Annotated in this window: 17 protein-coding genes and 1 pseudogene; 10 read left to right on the forward strand and 8 right to left on the reverse strand. The window is 36.4% G+C overall.

Translation table 11 applies throughout. From position 1 onward, the window contains the following. Nucleotides 1-39: 39 nt before the first annotated feature. Together Q0947_RS13540 and Q0947_RS13545 are read right to left on the reverse strand one after the other, a co-directional pair. Nucleotides 40-1,308 carry a HAMP domain-containing sensor histidine kinase gene (locus tag Q0947_RS13540; RefSeq protein WP_246925228.1) on the reverse strand — a complete coding sequence of 423 codons (1,269 nt, stop codon included), beginning with the start codon at nucleotides 1,306-1,308 and terminating at the stop codon, nucleotides 40-42. Beyond that, complete coding sequence (locus Q0947_RS13545) at nucleotides 1,305-1,982, reverse strand: response regulator transcription factor (protein WP_299398709.1); 678 nt, start codon at nucleotides 1,980-1,982, stop codon at nucleotides 1,305-1,307. The genes Q0947_RS13540 and Q0947_RS13545 overlap by 4 nt, the downstream gene beginning before the upstream one ends. Nucleotides 1,983-2,138: 156 nt before the next feature. On the opposite strand from Q0947_RS13545, the gene Q0947_RS13550 reads away from it, so the two are divergent. Next, nucleotides 2,139-2,576 (forward strand): PepSY-like domain-containing protein, encoded by a 438-nt coding sequence (locus Q0947_RS13550; RefSeq protein WP_246925224.1) that lies wholly within the window; start codon nucleotides 2,139-2,141, stop codon nucleotides 2,574-2,576. A gap of 97 nt (nucleotides 2,577-2,673) precedes the next feature. On the opposite strand, the pseudogene Q0947_RS13555 reads toward Q0947_RS13550, so the two are convergent. The 3 genes and pseudogenes from Q0947_RS13555 to Q0947_RS13565 all read right to left on the reverse strand — a co-directional run bounded on the left by Q0947_RS13555 (nucleotide 2,674) and on the right by Q0947_RS13565 (nucleotide 4,241). Next, nucleotides 2,674-3,631: pseudogene (locus Q0947_RS13555) on the reverse strand (TerC family protein). Nucleotides 3,632-3,868: 237 nt separating this feature from the next. Continuing rightward, the gene (locus tag Q0947_RS15210) at nucleotides 3,869-3,949 is read right to left on the reverse strand and encodes a zf-TFIIB domain-containing protein (protein WP_366915508.1); all 81 of its coding nucleotides are present in this window, start codon (nucleotides 3,947-3,949) and stop codon (nucleotides 3,869-3,871) included. Beyond that, nucleotides 3,945-4,241, reverse strand: coding sequence for a hypothetical protein (locus Q0947_RS13565; RefSeq protein WP_246925222.1), 297 nt, complete (start codon nucleotides 4,239-4,241; stop codon nucleotides 3,945-3,947). Before Q0947_RS13565 ends, Q0947_RS15210 begins: the two co-directional genes overlap by 5 nt. Nucleotides 4,242-4,785: 544 nt before the next feature. Here Q0947_RS13565 and Q0947_RS13570 point away from each other — a divergent pair. From Q0947_RS13570 to Q0947_RS13610, 9 genes are all read left to right on the forward strand, one after another. Beyond that, on the forward strand, nucleotides 4,786-5,463 hold the full coding sequence (locus Q0947_RS13570) for a DUF2490 domain-containing protein (protein ID WP_246925219.1): 678 nt from the start codon (nucleotides 4,786-4,788) through the stop codon (nucleotides 5,461-5,463). Nucleotides 5,464-5,542: 79 nt separating this feature from the next. Next, nucleotides 5,543-6,031, forward strand: coding sequence for an MgtC/SapB family protein (locus Q0947_RS13575; protein ID WP_246925217.1), 489 nt, complete (start codon nucleotides 5,543-5,545; stop codon nucleotides 6,029-6,031). Nucleotides 6,032-6,178: 147 nt separating this feature from the next. Further along, nucleotides 6,179-6,646, forward strand: a complete 468-nt coding sequence (locus Q0947_RS13580) for a small multi-drug export protein (protein WP_246925215.1) — start codon at nucleotides 6,179-6,181, stop codon at nucleotides 6,644-6,646. 1,208 nt (nucleotides 6,647-7,854) lie between these two features. Further along, nucleotides 7,855-8,199, forward strand: a complete 345-nt coding sequence (ssb, locus tag Q0947_RS13585; protein ID WP_246925207.1) for a single-stranded DNA-binding protein — start codon at nucleotides 7,855-7,857, stop codon at nucleotides 8,197-8,199. A gap of 78 nt (nucleotides 8,200-8,277) precedes the next feature. Then, nucleotides 8,278-8,658: a DUF6876 family protein gene (locus Q0947_RS13590; protein WP_246925205.1), complete on the forward strand. Its 381-nt coding sequence runs from the start codon at nucleotides 8,278-8,280 to the stop codon at nucleotides 8,656-8,658. An 11-nt stretch (nucleotides 8,659-8,669) separates the two neighbouring features. After that, nucleotides 8,670-8,867 (forward strand): hypothetical protein, encoded by a 198-nt coding sequence (locus tag Q0947_RS13595; protein WP_246925203.1) that lies wholly within the window; start codon nucleotides 8,670-8,672, stop codon nucleotides 8,865-8,867. 624 nt (nucleotides 8,868-9,491) lie between these two features. Beyond that, the gene (locus Q0947_RS13600) at nucleotides 9,492-9,872 is read left to right on the forward strand and encodes a BfmA/BtgA family mobilization protein (RefSeq protein ID WP_299398719.1); all 381 of its coding nucleotides are present in this window, start codon (nucleotides 9,492-9,494) and stop codon (nucleotides 9,870-9,872) included. 11 nt (nucleotides 9,873-9,883) lie between these two features. Next, on the forward strand, nucleotides 9,884-10,936 hold the full coding sequence (gene mobB, locus Q0947_RS13605) for a MobB family relaxase (RefSeq protein WP_246925198.1): 1,053 nt from the start codon (nucleotides 9,884-9,886) through the stop codon (nucleotides 10,934-10,936). A gap of 9 nt (nucleotides 10,937-10,945) precedes the next feature. Continuing rightward, nucleotides 10,946-12,526 (forward strand): type IV secretory system conjugative DNA transfer family protein, encoded by a 1,581-nt coding sequence (locus tag Q0947_RS13610; RefSeq protein WP_246925195.1) that lies wholly within the window; start codon nucleotides 10,946-10,948, stop codon nucleotides 12,524-12,526. Between the two features lie 91 nt (nucleotides 12,527-12,617). On the opposite strand, the gene Q0947_RS13615 is transcribed toward Q0947_RS13610, so the two are convergent. The 3 genes from Q0947_RS13615 to Q0947_RS13625 all read right to left on the reverse strand — a co-directional run bounded on the left by Q0947_RS13615 (nucleotide 12,618) and on the right by Q0947_RS13625 (nucleotide 14,998). Beyond that, the gene (locus Q0947_RS13615) at nucleotides 12,618-13,481 is read right to left on the reverse strand and encodes a nucleotidyl transferase AbiEii/AbiGii toxin family protein (protein WP_246925192.1); all 864 of its coding nucleotides are present in this window, start codon (nucleotides 13,479-13,481) and stop codon (nucleotides 12,618-12,620) included. Then, nucleotides 13,478-14,116, reverse strand: a complete 639-nt coding sequence (locus Q0947_RS13620; RefSeq protein ID WP_246925189.1) for a hypothetical protein — start codon at nucleotides 14,114-14,116, stop codon at nucleotides 13,478-13,480. Before Q0947_RS13620 ends, Q0947_RS13615 begins: the two co-directional genes overlap by 4 nt. 318 nt (nucleotides 14,117-14,434) lie before the next feature. Then, nucleotides 14,435-14,998, reverse strand: coding sequence for a DUF4138 domain-containing protein (locus Q0947_RS13625; RefSeq protein WP_366915509.1), 564 nt, complete (start codon nucleotides 14,996-14,998; stop codon nucleotides 14,435-14,437). Nucleotides 14,999-15,212: the final 214 nt, after the last annotated feature.

A 15,212-nucleotide genomic window follows, 5' to 3' on the forward strand; every position in this document is an offset into this window, starting at 1 on the left:
AATCTGTAATGATTTAGGAAATATGTGTGGCCTTATAATTCATTTGAAATTTACTGTGAAAATATGCTGTCCATCTAAAAAACGATATTCCAAATTGAATCCAAATTTTTCTGCAATACTCTGGGCAATTGATAGTCCCAGTCCAGTAGAATTTACATGGTCTCCTATTTTATGAAAACGTTCAAAGATTGGTTTATTTTGTAATGAATCAGTCTGTGAGTAATTGTTTATGATAAAGTTTTTATTGGTAAGTCTCATCGAAATAACGCTCCCCGGTTGACCGTGGGAAATTGCGTTTTTAATAAGATTTGAAAATAAAATATAAGTGAGATCTATATTGGTGTTTTTGATGATTTTCTGTTGCGTATCGAGAATCAATCTTAGGTTTTTGTGAGCAGCCATTTCTGAAAAATCGGAAATGATTTGTTCTAAGATATCTTGGAAGTTAACATTTTCACGACTTGGAAATTGATTATTTTCAATTTTAGAAATCAGCAGTAAAGAGCGGTTAAGTCTTGTTAGTCGTTCCAGATTCTCCAGTGTCTGTTGCAATTGTTCGGCCTGTCTTTCAGACAATGATTCATCTTCAAACAAGAGCTCCAATTTATTGATTGCAATAGCGAGCGGTGTCTGTAGTTCGTGACTGGCATTTTCTATAAATTGCTTTTGGTTTGAATAGCTTTTTTGAGCTCTGTTTAATAGTTTTTCGATACTCTCGTTCAATAAAGCAAACTCTTCAATTTTAGTAGTCTTATAGTGGATGGTGTCTTTTTTTTCAAGTTGATAGTCTTTCAACTGATCCAATATTTTGTAAAATGGCTGCCAGATCCTTCTTAAAAACAAGTTATTTAAAAGAAGAATACTTGCTATAAGTGAGGCATATAATAGAATAGTGTATTTCAGCAAATTGTTAATTTGGTCGTCTTCTTCAACCATGGAAGTCATTACTACTATTTTGTAATACTCCTCATCATTTTTGAAGACACTCTCCAGCAGACGCACAGGCTCATAGTCTTCTTCATTTACCATGTACATCACAGAATCCTTATAGGTATCCTTAAAAATACGGTGGTTGTTGTAGTCCACTCGATTTATGGTGAATAAATACTCGTCAAACTGAGGTTTATCCAAAAGACTCAAGTCTTTGCTGGCACGCGCAATTAAAAGCATTTTGCGATGCTCCAAACCATCATCAATACTGTCATAAATTTCAACGAACATGGCATAATAAAAAACAACGGCCCAAATGGAAATCAATACCAAAAGAATGATTGAGAAATAGGTTGACGTGTAATTGAGGAGTTTCATTTATCCTGCAGTTTGTAGCCGATACCATACACTGCCTTAATGTCGATTTCGGCGTCGTGAGCATCCAATTTCTTACGTAAATTTTTTATTTGGGAATAAATAAAGTCAAAATTATCTGCCTGATCAATATGGTCGCCCCAGACGTGCTCTGCGAGTGCTGTTTTATTAGCTAATCTGTCTTTATTTGAAACTAAGTAGAGCAATACGTCATATTCCTTTCGATTGAGTTCCACTTCCTTCTTTTCTATAAAAACGGTTCGGTTTGAAATATTGATTGCCATATTTGCAATTCTAAGTTCATCCTGACCCTCAAAAATTTTTCTTCGTAATACCGCTTTTACACGGGCACGGAGTTCGGCCATATGAAAAGGTTTAGGGAGGTAATCATCGGCACCCAGATCAAGACCTTGCAATTTATCATCTAATGAATCCTTAGCGGAAACGATAATTACGCCGTCTCCCAATCCCTTTTTCTTGATGATTTTCAGAAGTTCCAAGCCGTTGCCGTCGGGGAGATTGATATCAAGCAGGATACAGTCATAGTCATAAACGCCAATGCGATCTCGTGCCTGCGCGAAGGTTGCGGCACCTGTCACTAAGAATCCTTCAGCTTCGAGATTTTTGGACATATTCTCCAGCATTTGTGGTTCGTCTTCTACTATTAAAATTTTCATAAGGAAATTATTTCAGATAAAAATAAATTCTAATGTTGTAAAGATATGGGATAACGGTTTCTTTTTATAAATCGGGTTCCAATGATTGCTAAACCGTTTCCAAATTGTTTACAGATTCAATGGTTTACTTTGGTTTAAACTTTTAAAAAAGATATTATGAAAACTTTGAAAATTTTAGCTTTTACCCTATTAGCCTCAAGCGCGGTGATGGCTCAAGATCTTAGAATCGCAGATGTTCCTAACAATTTGAAGGAGGCTCTCGAAAAGGAATACCCCAAGGCCATAGATGTGGAGTGGGAGAAGGAATTGGACAATTATAAAGTGGAATTCGAAATAAACAGACAAGATCACGAAATTTGGTATAACGCTTCAGCACAAATTTTAAAGAAGGAACAAGAAATCAGCGAGACTGAACTTCCTAAGGCCATTCGCGATGCAATTAAATCGAGTTATGCGGGTTACCGAGTGGATGATGTAGAAAAAATTTGGCAGAATGATACTGTGACCTATGAAGTGGAACTTGAAAAAGGGCAGGAAGAACTACACCTCACTTTTGATGCCAATGCGAAAGTTTTAAATGAAAGAAAACATTAAATTTATAAGTGATCAAGATCAAAGAAATCCCGCACTGATGCGGGATTTTTTATAGACTAATGTATTGAACAAAGAAGGTCTTTTTGCCAAAAAAAGATCATTCTTCAGACTGGTTTGTTACTTTTTCAGGAATGATCAAAGAAGCTACAACCCCTCCCAATAGTGCAACGGCTATTCCTGTTAACGACAACCATTCTGGAAGTTCCAGGTGATGGGAGAACAACATTTTCAATCCCACAAAAGCTAAGATAATTACCAAACTGTAATTGATAAACCTAAATTTCTCCAGCATTCTTGAAATCAAGAAATACATAGATCTTAATCCAAGTATCGCCAAAATATTGGAGCTAAATACAATAAACGGATCGGCAGTAATGGCTAAGATCGCGGGAATGCTGTCCAAAGCGAACAATACGTCGGTCAATTCAATCATAACGAGCGCGACAAATAAAGGTGTTGCTGCGGTAACCCCCATTCGTTTTATGAAAAAATCATGACCATGCATGGAACTTGTTATGGGATAGACTTTTTTGATCTGTCTGAATACAAAAGAATTTTTGGGTTCAAATTCATGGTCGTTGCCTTTAAGCATTTTAAAAGCGGTATAGAGCAAGAAAACTCCAAAAACATAGATGATCCAATCAAATTTTGTTATCAGCGCCACACCGAATAAAATCATGAGTCCGCGAAATACGATAGCTCCTAAAATTCCCCAAAAAAGCACCCGGTGTTGATAGAGCGCAGGCACCTTGAACGTCGAGAATATCACTGCAATGACAAATACATTATCAATACTCAAGGACAGTTCTATCAAATAGCCCGTTATATATTTTAAAACGGCATTGTTGGGAGTGAGCCCCCGTAGGATTCTCAACAAGACCTGTGGAGAACAGCCAATAAATAACACCACTAAAACTAAGTGCAACCGTGATCCAGATGGCGGTCCATATACCCGCTTCCTTGGTTTTGATAACGTGATCGTTTTTGTGAAAAATACCTAGGTCTAAAGTCAGGAATATTGTAATCAATGCAATAAATAAAACCCATACCCACATAATATACCTGTTTTTTTAAACCTCCAGAACACCGCTCCAAAGCAGCTAAATATTATTTTATTCAAAAACGTATCAAATAAATCACTTAAAAATGAACCTTTTTTTTTCTGCATAAATTCGTCTTCATGCCTAATATCTTGTATTGCCGAAACAATTAAAAGCTGTGCCTTGACCAATCTAGGAGGAACGTTCAATAATTTTATCAAGCTCTCCTCGGTTAAGCCATACGCTTCGACATTAAGGACAATAGTCGATTTCTACGTTACTACGGTCAGTAAGAATTAAATTCACCTTACAATTGGGACATTCATTTTTAATTAATTATTTCTTTTAGTAATTCAAGCTTTCCTCCAACCATGGAATCTATTTTTGAAGAGGATTCAGTTACTACTGAATCAAGTTTCTTTATTTTGTCGCTTTCGAAGTTGATAAAACTATCGAAATTTTTGATATTATTCATTTCTCTATTGACCATGGAGTCCAAGCTCTCCGTTTTTAATTCGAGCTCATAAAGTTTATTTTCCAATTTTTTGTTAACGTCAGCGTCACACGATGCAAACAATCCGATGGTTACAATACATAATAGATTTTTCGTTATTTGTTCTTTCATATTTTTTATTTCTATATTGATTGAGCCATATTATCTGTTAGATGAATCATAGCATTTATTGAATTTAAAGCTGTCAACAATCGCCAATGTTCTGCAAAAAGTAAATCAATTATTCTCACTAGATTCAGACCGAAAATTTTGAAAGGGCGAAAATATCTGTCGAATCTGGAATGAAATGGGAATTGCCCGTCTGAATCCCTAATATGTAGCTTAACAAATTATAAAGGAATACTATTTAAATAGATACCTTAAAAATATAATGTCCTTATACTCCCATTCCAATGGACGCTTGGCTTCAACCTATATTTTTTGTCACTGCTATTTGGCGTATTTTAATTTTTTTATGATGACTAGTCATCATATAATATTTCAAAAGGAGCGCTTTAAGGATTTCAAAATAAATTACTTGTACCGATTGTATTTATAAAGAATTGGTGTTCATTTCTTCATATTCCTAATTTTTTACAGTATTCCATCTTTGTTTTGTCTGAAAATAGAATTACCGGATGCGCCAATTAACATCTCTGTTTTGCACAATTAAAATATGAGAAACCTATTCTTTATCGTATTCGCTTTAACGAGCAATGTCTTATGTGTTGCTCAAGAAGCCTTTAAAGCATATTATGAACCATATATAAAATTGGGATATGACGTTACTGAAAACTATTCGCATGAATTTAAGGTTGAAGAGCGTATTATTTGGTACGATAATGAATCTTTTAATGTGGATGTAAAACAGCTTGATGTATCTCATTTTTCTACACTCACATTAGATGACAAAAATGCTGTTGCAGTTGGAATTCAGTATCGTTTTGAAGAAAATTTTTCGACCAACGAAGAAAATGAACTAAGGCTTACAGAAGAATATATATTTTCCACACAGCCCAATGCTACTGAATTTGAACATCGACTTAGGGCAGAACAGCGGATAACTTCATCATCAACATCACATAGGTTCAGATATAGTTTTGCCGTTACTCGTGCTCTCAACGGACCAGAAATCGATACGGGAGAATCTTATGTCATAGGAGATTTAGAAACTTTGTTGTCCTTAACTAGTGATGCCAAACCGGAATACGAGCAGCGGATAGGAGCTGGAATTGGTTGGGTTATAAGTGATTTTCTAAAACTGGAGTTAGTAACAGAATATAGATTGGACGATTTCACGCAAAATTTGGGACATGAGTTGTTCCTTGTTACGGGAATGAAAGTCACGCTTTAAAACTGATATTGTATATCACAAGATTATAAATAAACACCAATGAAGATGGATGATTCGTCTTCGTCATTAAAATATAATTATGATTTCTACCATTTTTTTTAGTTTTATTCAAACAACGGAAAAAGTGTTGACCGGTATTGGAGAGACGCCTGATTTTACATTCAATCCGGATATTCTTTTCAAAATTCTATTGGCTATTGGAGCAGGTCTGCTAATAGGCATGGAACGGGAATACAAAGGAAAGGATGCCGGTCTAAAAACCAATATGCTGGTTTCTGTTGGCGCATGTGCTTTTGTTATTTTATCCCTACAATATCAAGGAGGGAAATTTATTGATCTAACCCGAGTGCTTAGCCAAGTTGTAACCGGTATTGGCTTTTTGGGCGCGGGAGTTATCATTAAAAAAGGTGGTACTGTGCAGGGGCTTACAACTGCAGCTACTGTTTGGTGCAGTGCTGCGGCAGGATGCATAGCGGCACTTTATATGGTTGCAGATCTAATAATTTTCACCGGTGCCGTGGTGTTGGTAAACGTAATCTTCGGATTCATCGGCAAAAAAATGGCTTAAGATGTAAAGCCATTTATTTTTAAGACTTTCATACAGATCTTGGCATAGGAAATAAAGCTTAATTTCCAATTATAATAATATTTTAAACACCTTCCGGAATGATGGATTATCCCAAGCGAATTTTTCTATTACAGCTCATGCCACCCAATGATTAAGGATTTGCTTATTGCGATACTCTGGAGTATTTCTCCTTTTGGGGAAGCAAAAGTTGGTATTCCTTACGCGCTAATGAATGATGTCAATATTTATTTCGCCTTCATTTTTTGCTTTTTGGCCAATGTATTGATTTTTCCAATCATGATTTTCTTTTTAAGGGTTATAAACCGGTGTTTTTTTAAATGGTATTATTATAAAAAGGCTGCGCTTTTTGTGGCCCGACGCGCGAAAAATGGAGCTGGACAAAATGTTAAGAAATATGGTTTTTGGGGTTTAATTGTTTTTGTTATGATCCCTCTACCCGGAACCGGAGTTTACGCTGGTACCATTGCAAGCTATCTTTTTGGAATGGAAAAGAAACGAGCCTTTTTGGCGAATATTATAGGAATATTCTTCTCTTGCGTAATTATATGGGCAAGTACTTTACTTGCTATGGAAGGATTGAAACAAGACTTTTAAAAATGAAATAAAGATCTTAGGTTTGAATGGAAAACCCTGTACTTTATCTATAACGTCAAAATGGCTTTACATCATTCCAAGAAATAAATTTAAATCTAATATTTCGTTCAGCACTTTCCCCTACATTTCGCGCAAAGCTCTATTGCAGGAAAAGCGCTTCCTAACAAAGATCTTGGACACAACTCCTAAGATTCCGATTTCCATTCCGCTTGCCCGCCTATTCCCGAGAATAAACGGGAAGTGTTCAAACTCAATTTCCATCTACATCTTTATAGTCAAGTCCGCTTTTAATCCTACTAAACATGAATAATCAGATTTCGTAACCCATTCAGCCCATTGCCGCTCCATTCCGCGAAAAGCTCCATTACGGGCAAAGCGCTTCATTAAAAAATCTTGGACCCAACTCCAAAGTCTGCGGTTTCCATTCCACTTGCCCGCTGATTCCCGAAAAGAGTCGGGAAGCGGGCAAACTCCATTACAATCTCCGACTTTGAAGTCACGTCCGCTTAACCTCGGCTAAATGAGGTAAATCCATTAAAACAATACGGGAAGCACATTCCCCTACATTGCGTGAAAAACTCCATTTCGGGAAAAGAGCTTCTCTTCTAAAGTCTTGGACACCATCCCCAATTTCTACTTTTCATTCCGCTAACCCGATCCGCTGCGCCGGAACGGAGAGCTTGTCCTGAGCGCGGTCGATGGGCTTCATTCTCATTCCGAAATTGAGGAGGAGTCCGCCAATTCGGAATTCCATGTCGTCATTTGGTGCCGCTTCCTATGTTTTTATATTTCACATAAGTCTTTAGAACTACATCCGCACCCTCGCTGCCCCAACCTTTTTTTGCCAGCAAAATACCAACATTTTGAACTTGAACGGACTGCATAAACCGCTCTCGCTGCGCTTCGCTTTTTATAAGTCCTTATCAATTCAAAATATTGAAACTGTATCAGCAACAAAAAAAGGTACAGCGAGGGCCTATGGGAAGTAAATCTAAAATGGAACTAATGGAATCATACAAAAACATCAAAAGGAAAGCGGCACCAAAACAAACAAAAAAGGAAAACGCTCCAGATATAATAAGTAAATCATTTCAAAAAAATATAACAATAAACTGTCTGAATGTTTACCCGACAATCAACATTGTCGGGGTTCGGATAGCATTTTAATTAACCTGCTTGCCATCAGGCAGGTCTTTAAATCTTCTATTATGAGAACTTTAAAAAATCACGTACAGTTAATTGGAAACGTTGGACAAGAGCCAACCATTGTAAACCTTGGAAGCGGTAAGAAAGTAGCCCGTTTTTCACTCGCAACAAATGAGTATTACAAGGATGGCAAAGGTGAAAAGCAGACCGAAACTAATTGGCATACCGTTGTAGCTTGGGGTAAGACTGCCGAAATCATTGAAAAATATGTAGACAAAGGAAAGGAAGTAGGTGTTACGGGAAAATTGAAATCCCGAAGTTACGAGGACAAAGACGGCATCAAACGATACGTAACCGAAATCGAAGCCCATGAGATTCTTTTACTTGGTATTAAAAATGATAAGTAAGGTTTAAAAATTAAAGAGGGCGTTCCGGTCGAAAGTTGCGCCCTCTTAAAAATAATTCACGAAATAAAAAAGAAAATTATGAAAGCACAAGTTAACGAAATCAAAAAAGGATTGCAACATTTTCACGGCACGGAAATGTTCTATCAAATCCCATTAATTGGAACACGTTTTACGGACGGTCTAAAATATTTGGCCGATGTAGCGGATTGTTTTTGGCTCATTACGGACACTTCGGTAATTGCAAAAATCCTGATTCCTCGGAGCGAATTTATAAGCATCGATTTTAAAAGATTGTCCAAAGAAAAACAGGATATTACAGGTTATGAAGCTGAAATCATCTATACCGATGGCAACGATAATGTTTTGGAAAAACAGAGCTATAAAGTAACGGATTTTCCATTGGATGAACTGCGGTTGTTTTTTGTAAATGATACGCTGATGTTACCAAGCGAATATTAAAATATAATGCTATGGTATATCTCAATTTTACAGACTTGAGCGAAGAAGCTCAAAACCGACTTTTGGAGGATTCCAAAAAGGATGTGGAACGAGAATTTGGGGATGACATCCGCAAATACGTAAGAGAAAATTATAGCTGTTTTGAAACGATGATAGAGGAGGAAGCATTACGAAATTTATATTCCTATACCTTTAAATTCAATATCTGAATTTTTAAGTTGAAAGGCTAAACACCTCTAAGTTTCTTGGGAGGTGTTTTCTCATTTATATATTTGGTGAAACGAAATAAGATTTGAAGATTCTGAATTTTAAGTTATAATGATGTTTAAAAAAAAAGGAAAAATCCGCTGTTACCTGAACTTTTCCTTCCTTGCAGATTATTAGATAACCTGCATATTAAAGATACTTATTTTTCTCATATGACAATTCTTTTATAAGTAAATTAAATTTTAAATTGACATTTAAATTAAAATAACGTATCTTTATTTCGCTGAAATTCAGTATTCAAATTTACGTAGGATTATCCAGTTTTCACTTTCGCCGATAATCTAACCCATCGAAAAATAACATATCGGAAATTTATTTCCTTAAAACTGCAATTGGCTTTTTAGCCAGATTGTATGAAATTTTTGTCACGCTTGCGCGTGACGAAAAGGAATAGCAAGAGGGTAACGGGCAGAGCCACGTTACATATTCCTTTAAGCGTATAATCCATTGATTTTCAAATACTTGATAATTAATGGATTATATAAATTTCTTCGATTTGCGTCAAATGCCCCCACACAGTCTGTAAACAGGGATGGATTTACGTCAAACACAAAAAAAGCGAAAGAATGGATTCATTCATTACCATCAGGTTCAAAAGGAAAACCGCCAAACGTTTTCAAGAATTTTCAAAGACACACTTCAAGACCCATACGGAAACGATGGAAGCTATTCTTGATTTCTTCTTCTACAATGAGATATCCCCAAAAGAAAAATTAGGCCCGACAGGACGAACCATCGAAGCCAAGTTGCTTAAAAGAATCAATGCAGTAATCGCTATAATGAGGGATGTTGAAAAGACCCAAACCAAGCCCACGGTTGCAATGTTGGAAACACTTTTTCAGACCGAAACACCAACAAAGAAACCGTTGATTTTAGAGAAGAAATTTATCGAGAAAAAGAAGGAAGTGCGCTTTAAAGAAAAGGAAAATCCAAACAAAGAACTTTAAATTTTCGAGCTATGTATATCACAATTACACCTCAAAAAATGGGTGGCAATTATTCTAAAAGTTCGGCTGATTTTGTTGGCTATCTGGAGAAGGAAAATCAAGGATTGGAACAGCAGGACCTGCCTGCCGGACAGGCAGGTATGGAGCATTTCTTTAACCAAGATGGCGACGAGATTTCAGCAGAGGAAGTGGTCAGGGAAATAGACGGCAATACTGCAAAACTTGAAAAACACGAACCACGGTTTTATTCTATTACCGTAAGCCCTTCAAAATACGAACTGAAACGTTTGCAGAACCATAGTGAGGATTTGCAAAAATACACCCGTGAGATTATGAAGGATTATGTGTCTTCATTCAATCGTGAAATCAATGGACGACCAATAACCATAGACGACATAAAATATTATGCAAAAATTGAACACCAAAGAACCTTCAAAGGCACGGACTTTCAGATAAAGGAAAACCAACCGTATGCTACAAAAATACTTCAACTAAAAACTGAAATCCGAAATGTGCAAGATGGACGAGCAGAAGGAAATGTGAAAAAATTGGAAAAAGAAATTGGGAAACTCGAAAGAGAAGCCCCGCACCAACAGAACGGAAAACGAATCGTACAAGGAATGCCAAAAGCAGGAAACCAAAGTCATATCCATATTATTGTGAGCCGTAAGGATGCTTCCAATAAATTCAGTTTGTCCCCAGGAAGTAAATACAAAGCTTCCGATGTTGAATTAAATGGTAAAACGGTAAAACGGGGATTTGATAGAGATGGATTTTTCACAAAAGCAGAAAAGACTTTTGACAAGAATTTTGGCTATAAAAGAAACTTCGCAGAAACCTATAAGGCTAGAAAGGATTTCATCAAGAATCCTAAAATCTATTTTGCGTCACTAATGAAACTGCCCCCCAACGAAAAAGCATTGGCGTTCAAAATAATGGGGAAAAGTGGCATCCCGATGATGCCGAGTATTCCTGTTACACAGGCACAATTGGCGATGAAAATTTTTAATAGGCTGCGTCGTGGTGCGGAAGTGGCCATCAAATCGAGTTCCATCGGAATCTAATTTAAAATTATGCAAATGGACAATTTCGTAACGGTACTTTTTATTATTGGTTTGGCCAGTAGTGTTTTCTATGGAATATTTAGGATAAGTAGATATGCATTTGTCGTCAATCTTCTATTGGTTGGCACTCTTGTATATTATTTAAATGAACAATTACCATTGGTGCAAGTAGCACTTTATTTTGTTTGTCCTCTGATATTAATTAATATAGGAATGTATGTATTCTTGCATAAAACGGACAAGCTAAAAAATGGAAATGCCAAATATCAGGTCAATTTTGCCACGACAAAAGGAAAATTTAAATTGGATAACATTAAACGTGGTGCATCCGTCATCGGGTCTGCCGGAAGCGGAAAGACCGAGAGTGTTGTGTACGGATTTCTGAAACACTTCCAAAAAGAAGGTTTTTGCGGAATTATCCACGATTACAAAGATTTTGAATTGACCGAAATGGCGTATCCACTGTTTAAGGACAGCGATATCCCATTTAAGGTCATTTCCTTCGATAAAATCATCCATAGGGTAAATCCTATTGCGCCACGCTATTTAGAGAACGAGGAAAGCGTAAACGAGGTGTCAAGGGTATTGATTGAAAACCTATTGGAGCAACGGGAAAGCGGAACCTCTGGAACAACAAAATTTTTTAATGATGCTGCGGAAGGCTTGATTGGTGGCCTGATCTGGAAACTAAAAACCACCTATCCACAATTCTGTACGCTTCCACATTTGATTGCTATTTACCAATACTTGGACACGGACAGCCTGATCAAGTTTTTGGAGACGAATACGACATCGAGGGCAATGGCAGATGCGTTTATTAGTGGGAAGGATTCGGAGCGGCAGACGGCAGGGGTCAAAAGTACCTTGGCTAATGCGCTGAAGCGAATCAGCACACAACGCATTTTCATGGCATTATCTGAAGATGAAGTGCCGCTCAATATAAATAGTCCAGAAAATCCAACTGTAATTTCGATCGTAAACAACCCCAAATTTGAAACCTCATATTCGCCAGTTATCGCTACCATTATCCACACCATAACCAAGCAGATGAGCGTTCGGAATTCAAAGCCTTCATTTTTATTAATGGAAGAGGCGCCAACCATACGATTATTGAATATGCACCGCATTCCGGCAACACTTCGAAGCTATGATATTTCAACAATTTACGTGATGCAGGACAAGATTCAAAACGATATGATGTATGGGGATAAAGCAAGTAAAGCGATATTAAGCAATCTTTCCTATCAATTTTTTGGTAAAGTCAATGATCCTGACACCGCCAAATATTACGAACGGTTCTTTGAGATTATCAAAGACCCAACTAAAAGTGTGAGTCGGGGCTATAATCTTGACTTTGATACGCGTGTTACTACGGGAGAAAAGGAAATACCAAAAATTAGGGCTGATGTTTTCTTCAGATTGAAGCAAGGCGAGTTTGTTACCTATGCGGACGGTAAGGACAGGAGGGTGCAGTTTAAGTTGCAGAAAATACATAGGGAGTTTCCAACAGCCATAAAGGAGTTTTCCAAAGCCGAATTAGAAGTTAATTTTGAGCGGATTTATGGGGAGGCGAGGTCCCTTTTTGGATAGCATTGCTGGGTGAATGTCTGACAAAATTCACCAAAATATATTCACCGAAAGTTAGGGCATTGCTGAGGCAATTCCTAAATGTTGGTCTTCACTAAGGCGAAGTATTCTCAAATTTAATTTTTTCTATTAAATCCTTGAAATATTCGGGACTCCAAATATTTAAGACAGCATCGTTTGGGATGAACTTAACAACATCTTCTTTAATATTGTTAAAGGAAACCGATTTGATCTTGGCGTCCAATAGCCCTATAATCTGTTCATTAGTAATGCTGTCGTCTAGCCAGTCCTTAGTGTCTTTTGCTCTGGTTAAGAAATGATTTACATCCAAAGGGATTCCCTTTTTGATGTACCATTCCAGATCATACCAATCCCTTCCTTTGACCCTGTTCAGCCATTTTCTAAATAGCAGGGCATGCATTTTGCCTGCGAACAAACTTGGTTGCGTAAAGCATTTCACATAAAAGGAAAATGGGCGGAGCACTAACTTTTCTTCGGTTTTGAAATTTAATGGAGGCTGTCGGTCAACTTCTATTTTTATCTTTAAGGTCTTGTTGGAGCGCACCCCGGTTTCTTTGATGATATCTTCGAGCACAATTTCTTGCCATATTGTTTCGGCTTTCAGAAAAGCAGAGTCAATAGCTGTTTGTCTTGTTTTTTTCTTCTCCCTAATGCTAACCGTCAGACCCAATGCCTTAAATTCATCTATAACGGCTATGAAATAGGGCTCAATTGAAAAATTCGGATCAGGTTTAAGTAAAGAAAAATCCAAATCTTCTGAATACCTATCCAGTCCATAAAAAATCCGGAGAGCGGTTCCTCCATAAAAAGCTGCTTTCTCAAAAAAATCAGTTCTTGATAGGCCTGCCAAAGTGATTTCTTGCATTATTTCCCGTAATGCAGATAGTATTTCCTCTTCATTTTTAGGGTTATATTCTTCGATCCATTCTTTTATCATAATTTTATCAGCGTTTTAATAAGCATTTCCAGACTGCTTTTTTTAGGGGCATTTTCAATCCATAATTCCATGACTTTCGAATCTAAGGTGCTTAATATTTCACTGTCCATACGAAGATCCTCCATTAAAAAATCTTCCGTTTGTTTGATGCTTCTAAGATGGATTTTGGGTGTTAGCATAACTTTGTCACACAAAGCTTTTTCAGGAGAGGCAACCAACATTGTTTGCTTGAGTGAATGTTCTATGTTTTTTATTCCATAGGAATAATAGGGGATCTTTGATTGTTTGTAGCTAAATCGTCCAACAGGAGTTTTATATAACTTTGAAGTTTTTATGGTCACTGAACTTATTTCATAAACTTTTTCTGGTATCATGTTCCAATAGGACAATGCGGATTCCAATGACACATAGCTCGGTCCTCTAAGGTGGTTCGCTATTAGAAAGGGTTCCGGTGTTGGCAAGTCTGTTTTAGGTCCGATTATGTATAGTCCTCTTCTAATAGAAATAAGCTCCTTACTTTTAAGTAGTTCACTAATTTTATCGTTTGGCCTCTTATAACTACTTAGTAGATCTAAGATCAAATGTCTGGATATAGGGGTTTCAGCATATTCTCTTATCATCTCTCTAAAATCCATATTGTAATTATTATGAGTGATAATCGGATGGTTTCCGATTAACTAAGGTAAATATAGCTATTAAATGTAGAAAAACAAACACATAATCGGATATTTTCCGATTATGTGTTTATATTGTTACAGCTATTTTATATGCGTTTGTTTTAAATCCCTTCGCTAATTTTCACATAACAACATGTTTTACAAAAGCAGGCATGGTTAAAGGCAATTTGGTTATAGTCTTTAAAACATCCAATTTTATTTTAATAATGGAAATAGGGAATTAAGACTTGTAAATGTTGTTGTTTTGAAGTGTAGCCAGCCCGTATATAACAAGCATTAATTTGGATTATTAATAAATCTATGCGATACTTTCAGTTTAATATTACGTTCGCCATTGTTTTCGTTCAATTCTAAAATCACCCTGCGATCCTTTGATAATGAAAACTTAGACATAACATACGTGAATCTTACGGTTTCTTTCTCTCTGATTTTCGATGGCAGATTATATTTAAAAATAGGTTCTAGATACAGACGTTGCAACGATTTTCTTTTACTCTTTTGCCGTGTTTCAATCGATAGATTCATAAAATTTAAATTGTAATCCAACGAAGAATTATTCTCAATTTGGATCACGAAGTAGAGCTCTTCTTTATCAAAAACAATATTCTCTACACTTAAGACAATATCTTCAGTTTGATTCTTAATCCGACCGATGTACTGTTTTCTAACAAGAAGATATCTACAGAATTTTTCATAATAATACGTTCCGTAGTCAACACTTTTTTCAGTGGTCTCAACAGAAATTGAATCTTTATCTTCTGGCTTATCATTCCCAATACTACTGGACTTCGGGATAAAATAATTGAATTTAGATAACTGCGCTTTATACTTATGCTTAATCCAAGAAGTACATTAACTACAAATTACACTCTTTTTCTCAGAAAAAATAAAGCCAGTTTTTTAGCAACATTCAGAGAAAACACTACTGGCGAGTTTTTAGAATTAAAAGGTACTTGGACAGGTTTGTTTTTCAATAATTTAACAGGGGAATCTGAGGTAAATGAAATTTAGTTTCATATAACTACATAAACGAATAAACAATAGAACAAGAGTT

This window comes from uncultured Gelidibacter sp. (assembly GCF_947500795.1).
GTDB lineage: Bacteria > Bacteroidota > Bacteroidia > Flavobacteriales > Flavobacteriaceae > Gelidibacter.

Coding starts and splice junctions, on each gene's coding strand:
- Q0947_RS13540 (WP_246925228.1), bottom strand. CDS start 1,308: ATGAAACTCCTCAATTACACGTCAACCTATTTCTCAATCATTCTTTTG.
- Q0947_RS13545 (WP_299398709.1), bottom strand. CDS start 1,982: ATGAAAATTTTAATAGTAGAAGACGAACCACAAATGCTGGAGAATATG.
- Q0947_RS13550 (WP_246925224.1), top strand. CDS start 2,139: ATGAAAACTTTGAAAATTTTAGCTTTTACCCTATTAGCCTCAAGCGCG.
- Q0947_RS13565 (WP_246925222.1), bottom strand. CDS start 4,241: ATGAAAGAACAAATAACGAAAAATCTATTATGTATTGTAACCATCGGA.
- Q0947_RS13570 (WP_246925219.1), top strand. CDS start 4,786: ATGAGAAACCTATTCTTTATCGTATTCGCTTTAACGAGCAATGTCTTA.
- Q0947_RS13575 (WP_246925217.1), top strand. CDS start 5,543: ATGATTTCTACCATTTTTTTTAGTTTTATTCAAACAACGGAAAAAGTG.
- Q0947_RS13580 (WP_246925215.1), top strand. CDS start 6,179: ATGATTAAGGATTTGCTTATTGCGATACTCTGGAGTATTTCTCCTTTT.
- ssb (WP_246925207.1), top strand. CDS start 7,855: ATGAGAACTTTAAAAAATCACGTACAGTTAATTGGAAACGTTGGACAA.
- Q0947_RS13590 (WP_246925205.1), top strand. CDS start 8,278: ATGAAAGCACAAGTTAACGAAATCAAAAAAGGATTGCAACATTTTCAC.
- Q0947_RS13595 (WP_246925203.1), top strand. CDS start 8,670: ATGGTATATCTCAATTTTACAGACTTGAGCGAAGAAGCTCAAAACCGA.
- Q0947_RS13600 (WP_299398719.1), top strand. CDS start 9,492: ATGGATTCATTCATTACCATCAGGTTCAAAAGGAAAACCGCCAAACGT.
- mobB (WP_246925198.1), top strand. CDS start 9,884: ATGTATATCACAATTACACCTCAAAAAATGGGTGGCAATTATTCTAAA.
- Q0947_RS13610 (WP_246925195.1), top strand. CDS start 10,946: ATGCAAATGGACAATTTCGTAACGGTACTTTTTATTATTGGTTTGGCC.
- Q0947_RS13615 (WP_246925192.1), bottom strand. CDS start 13,481: ATGATAAAAGAATGGATCGAAGAATATAACCCTAAAAATGAAGAGGAA.
- Q0947_RS13620 (WP_246925189.1), bottom strand. CDS start 14,116: ATGGATTTTAGAGAGATGATAAGAGAATATGCTGAAACCCCTATATCC.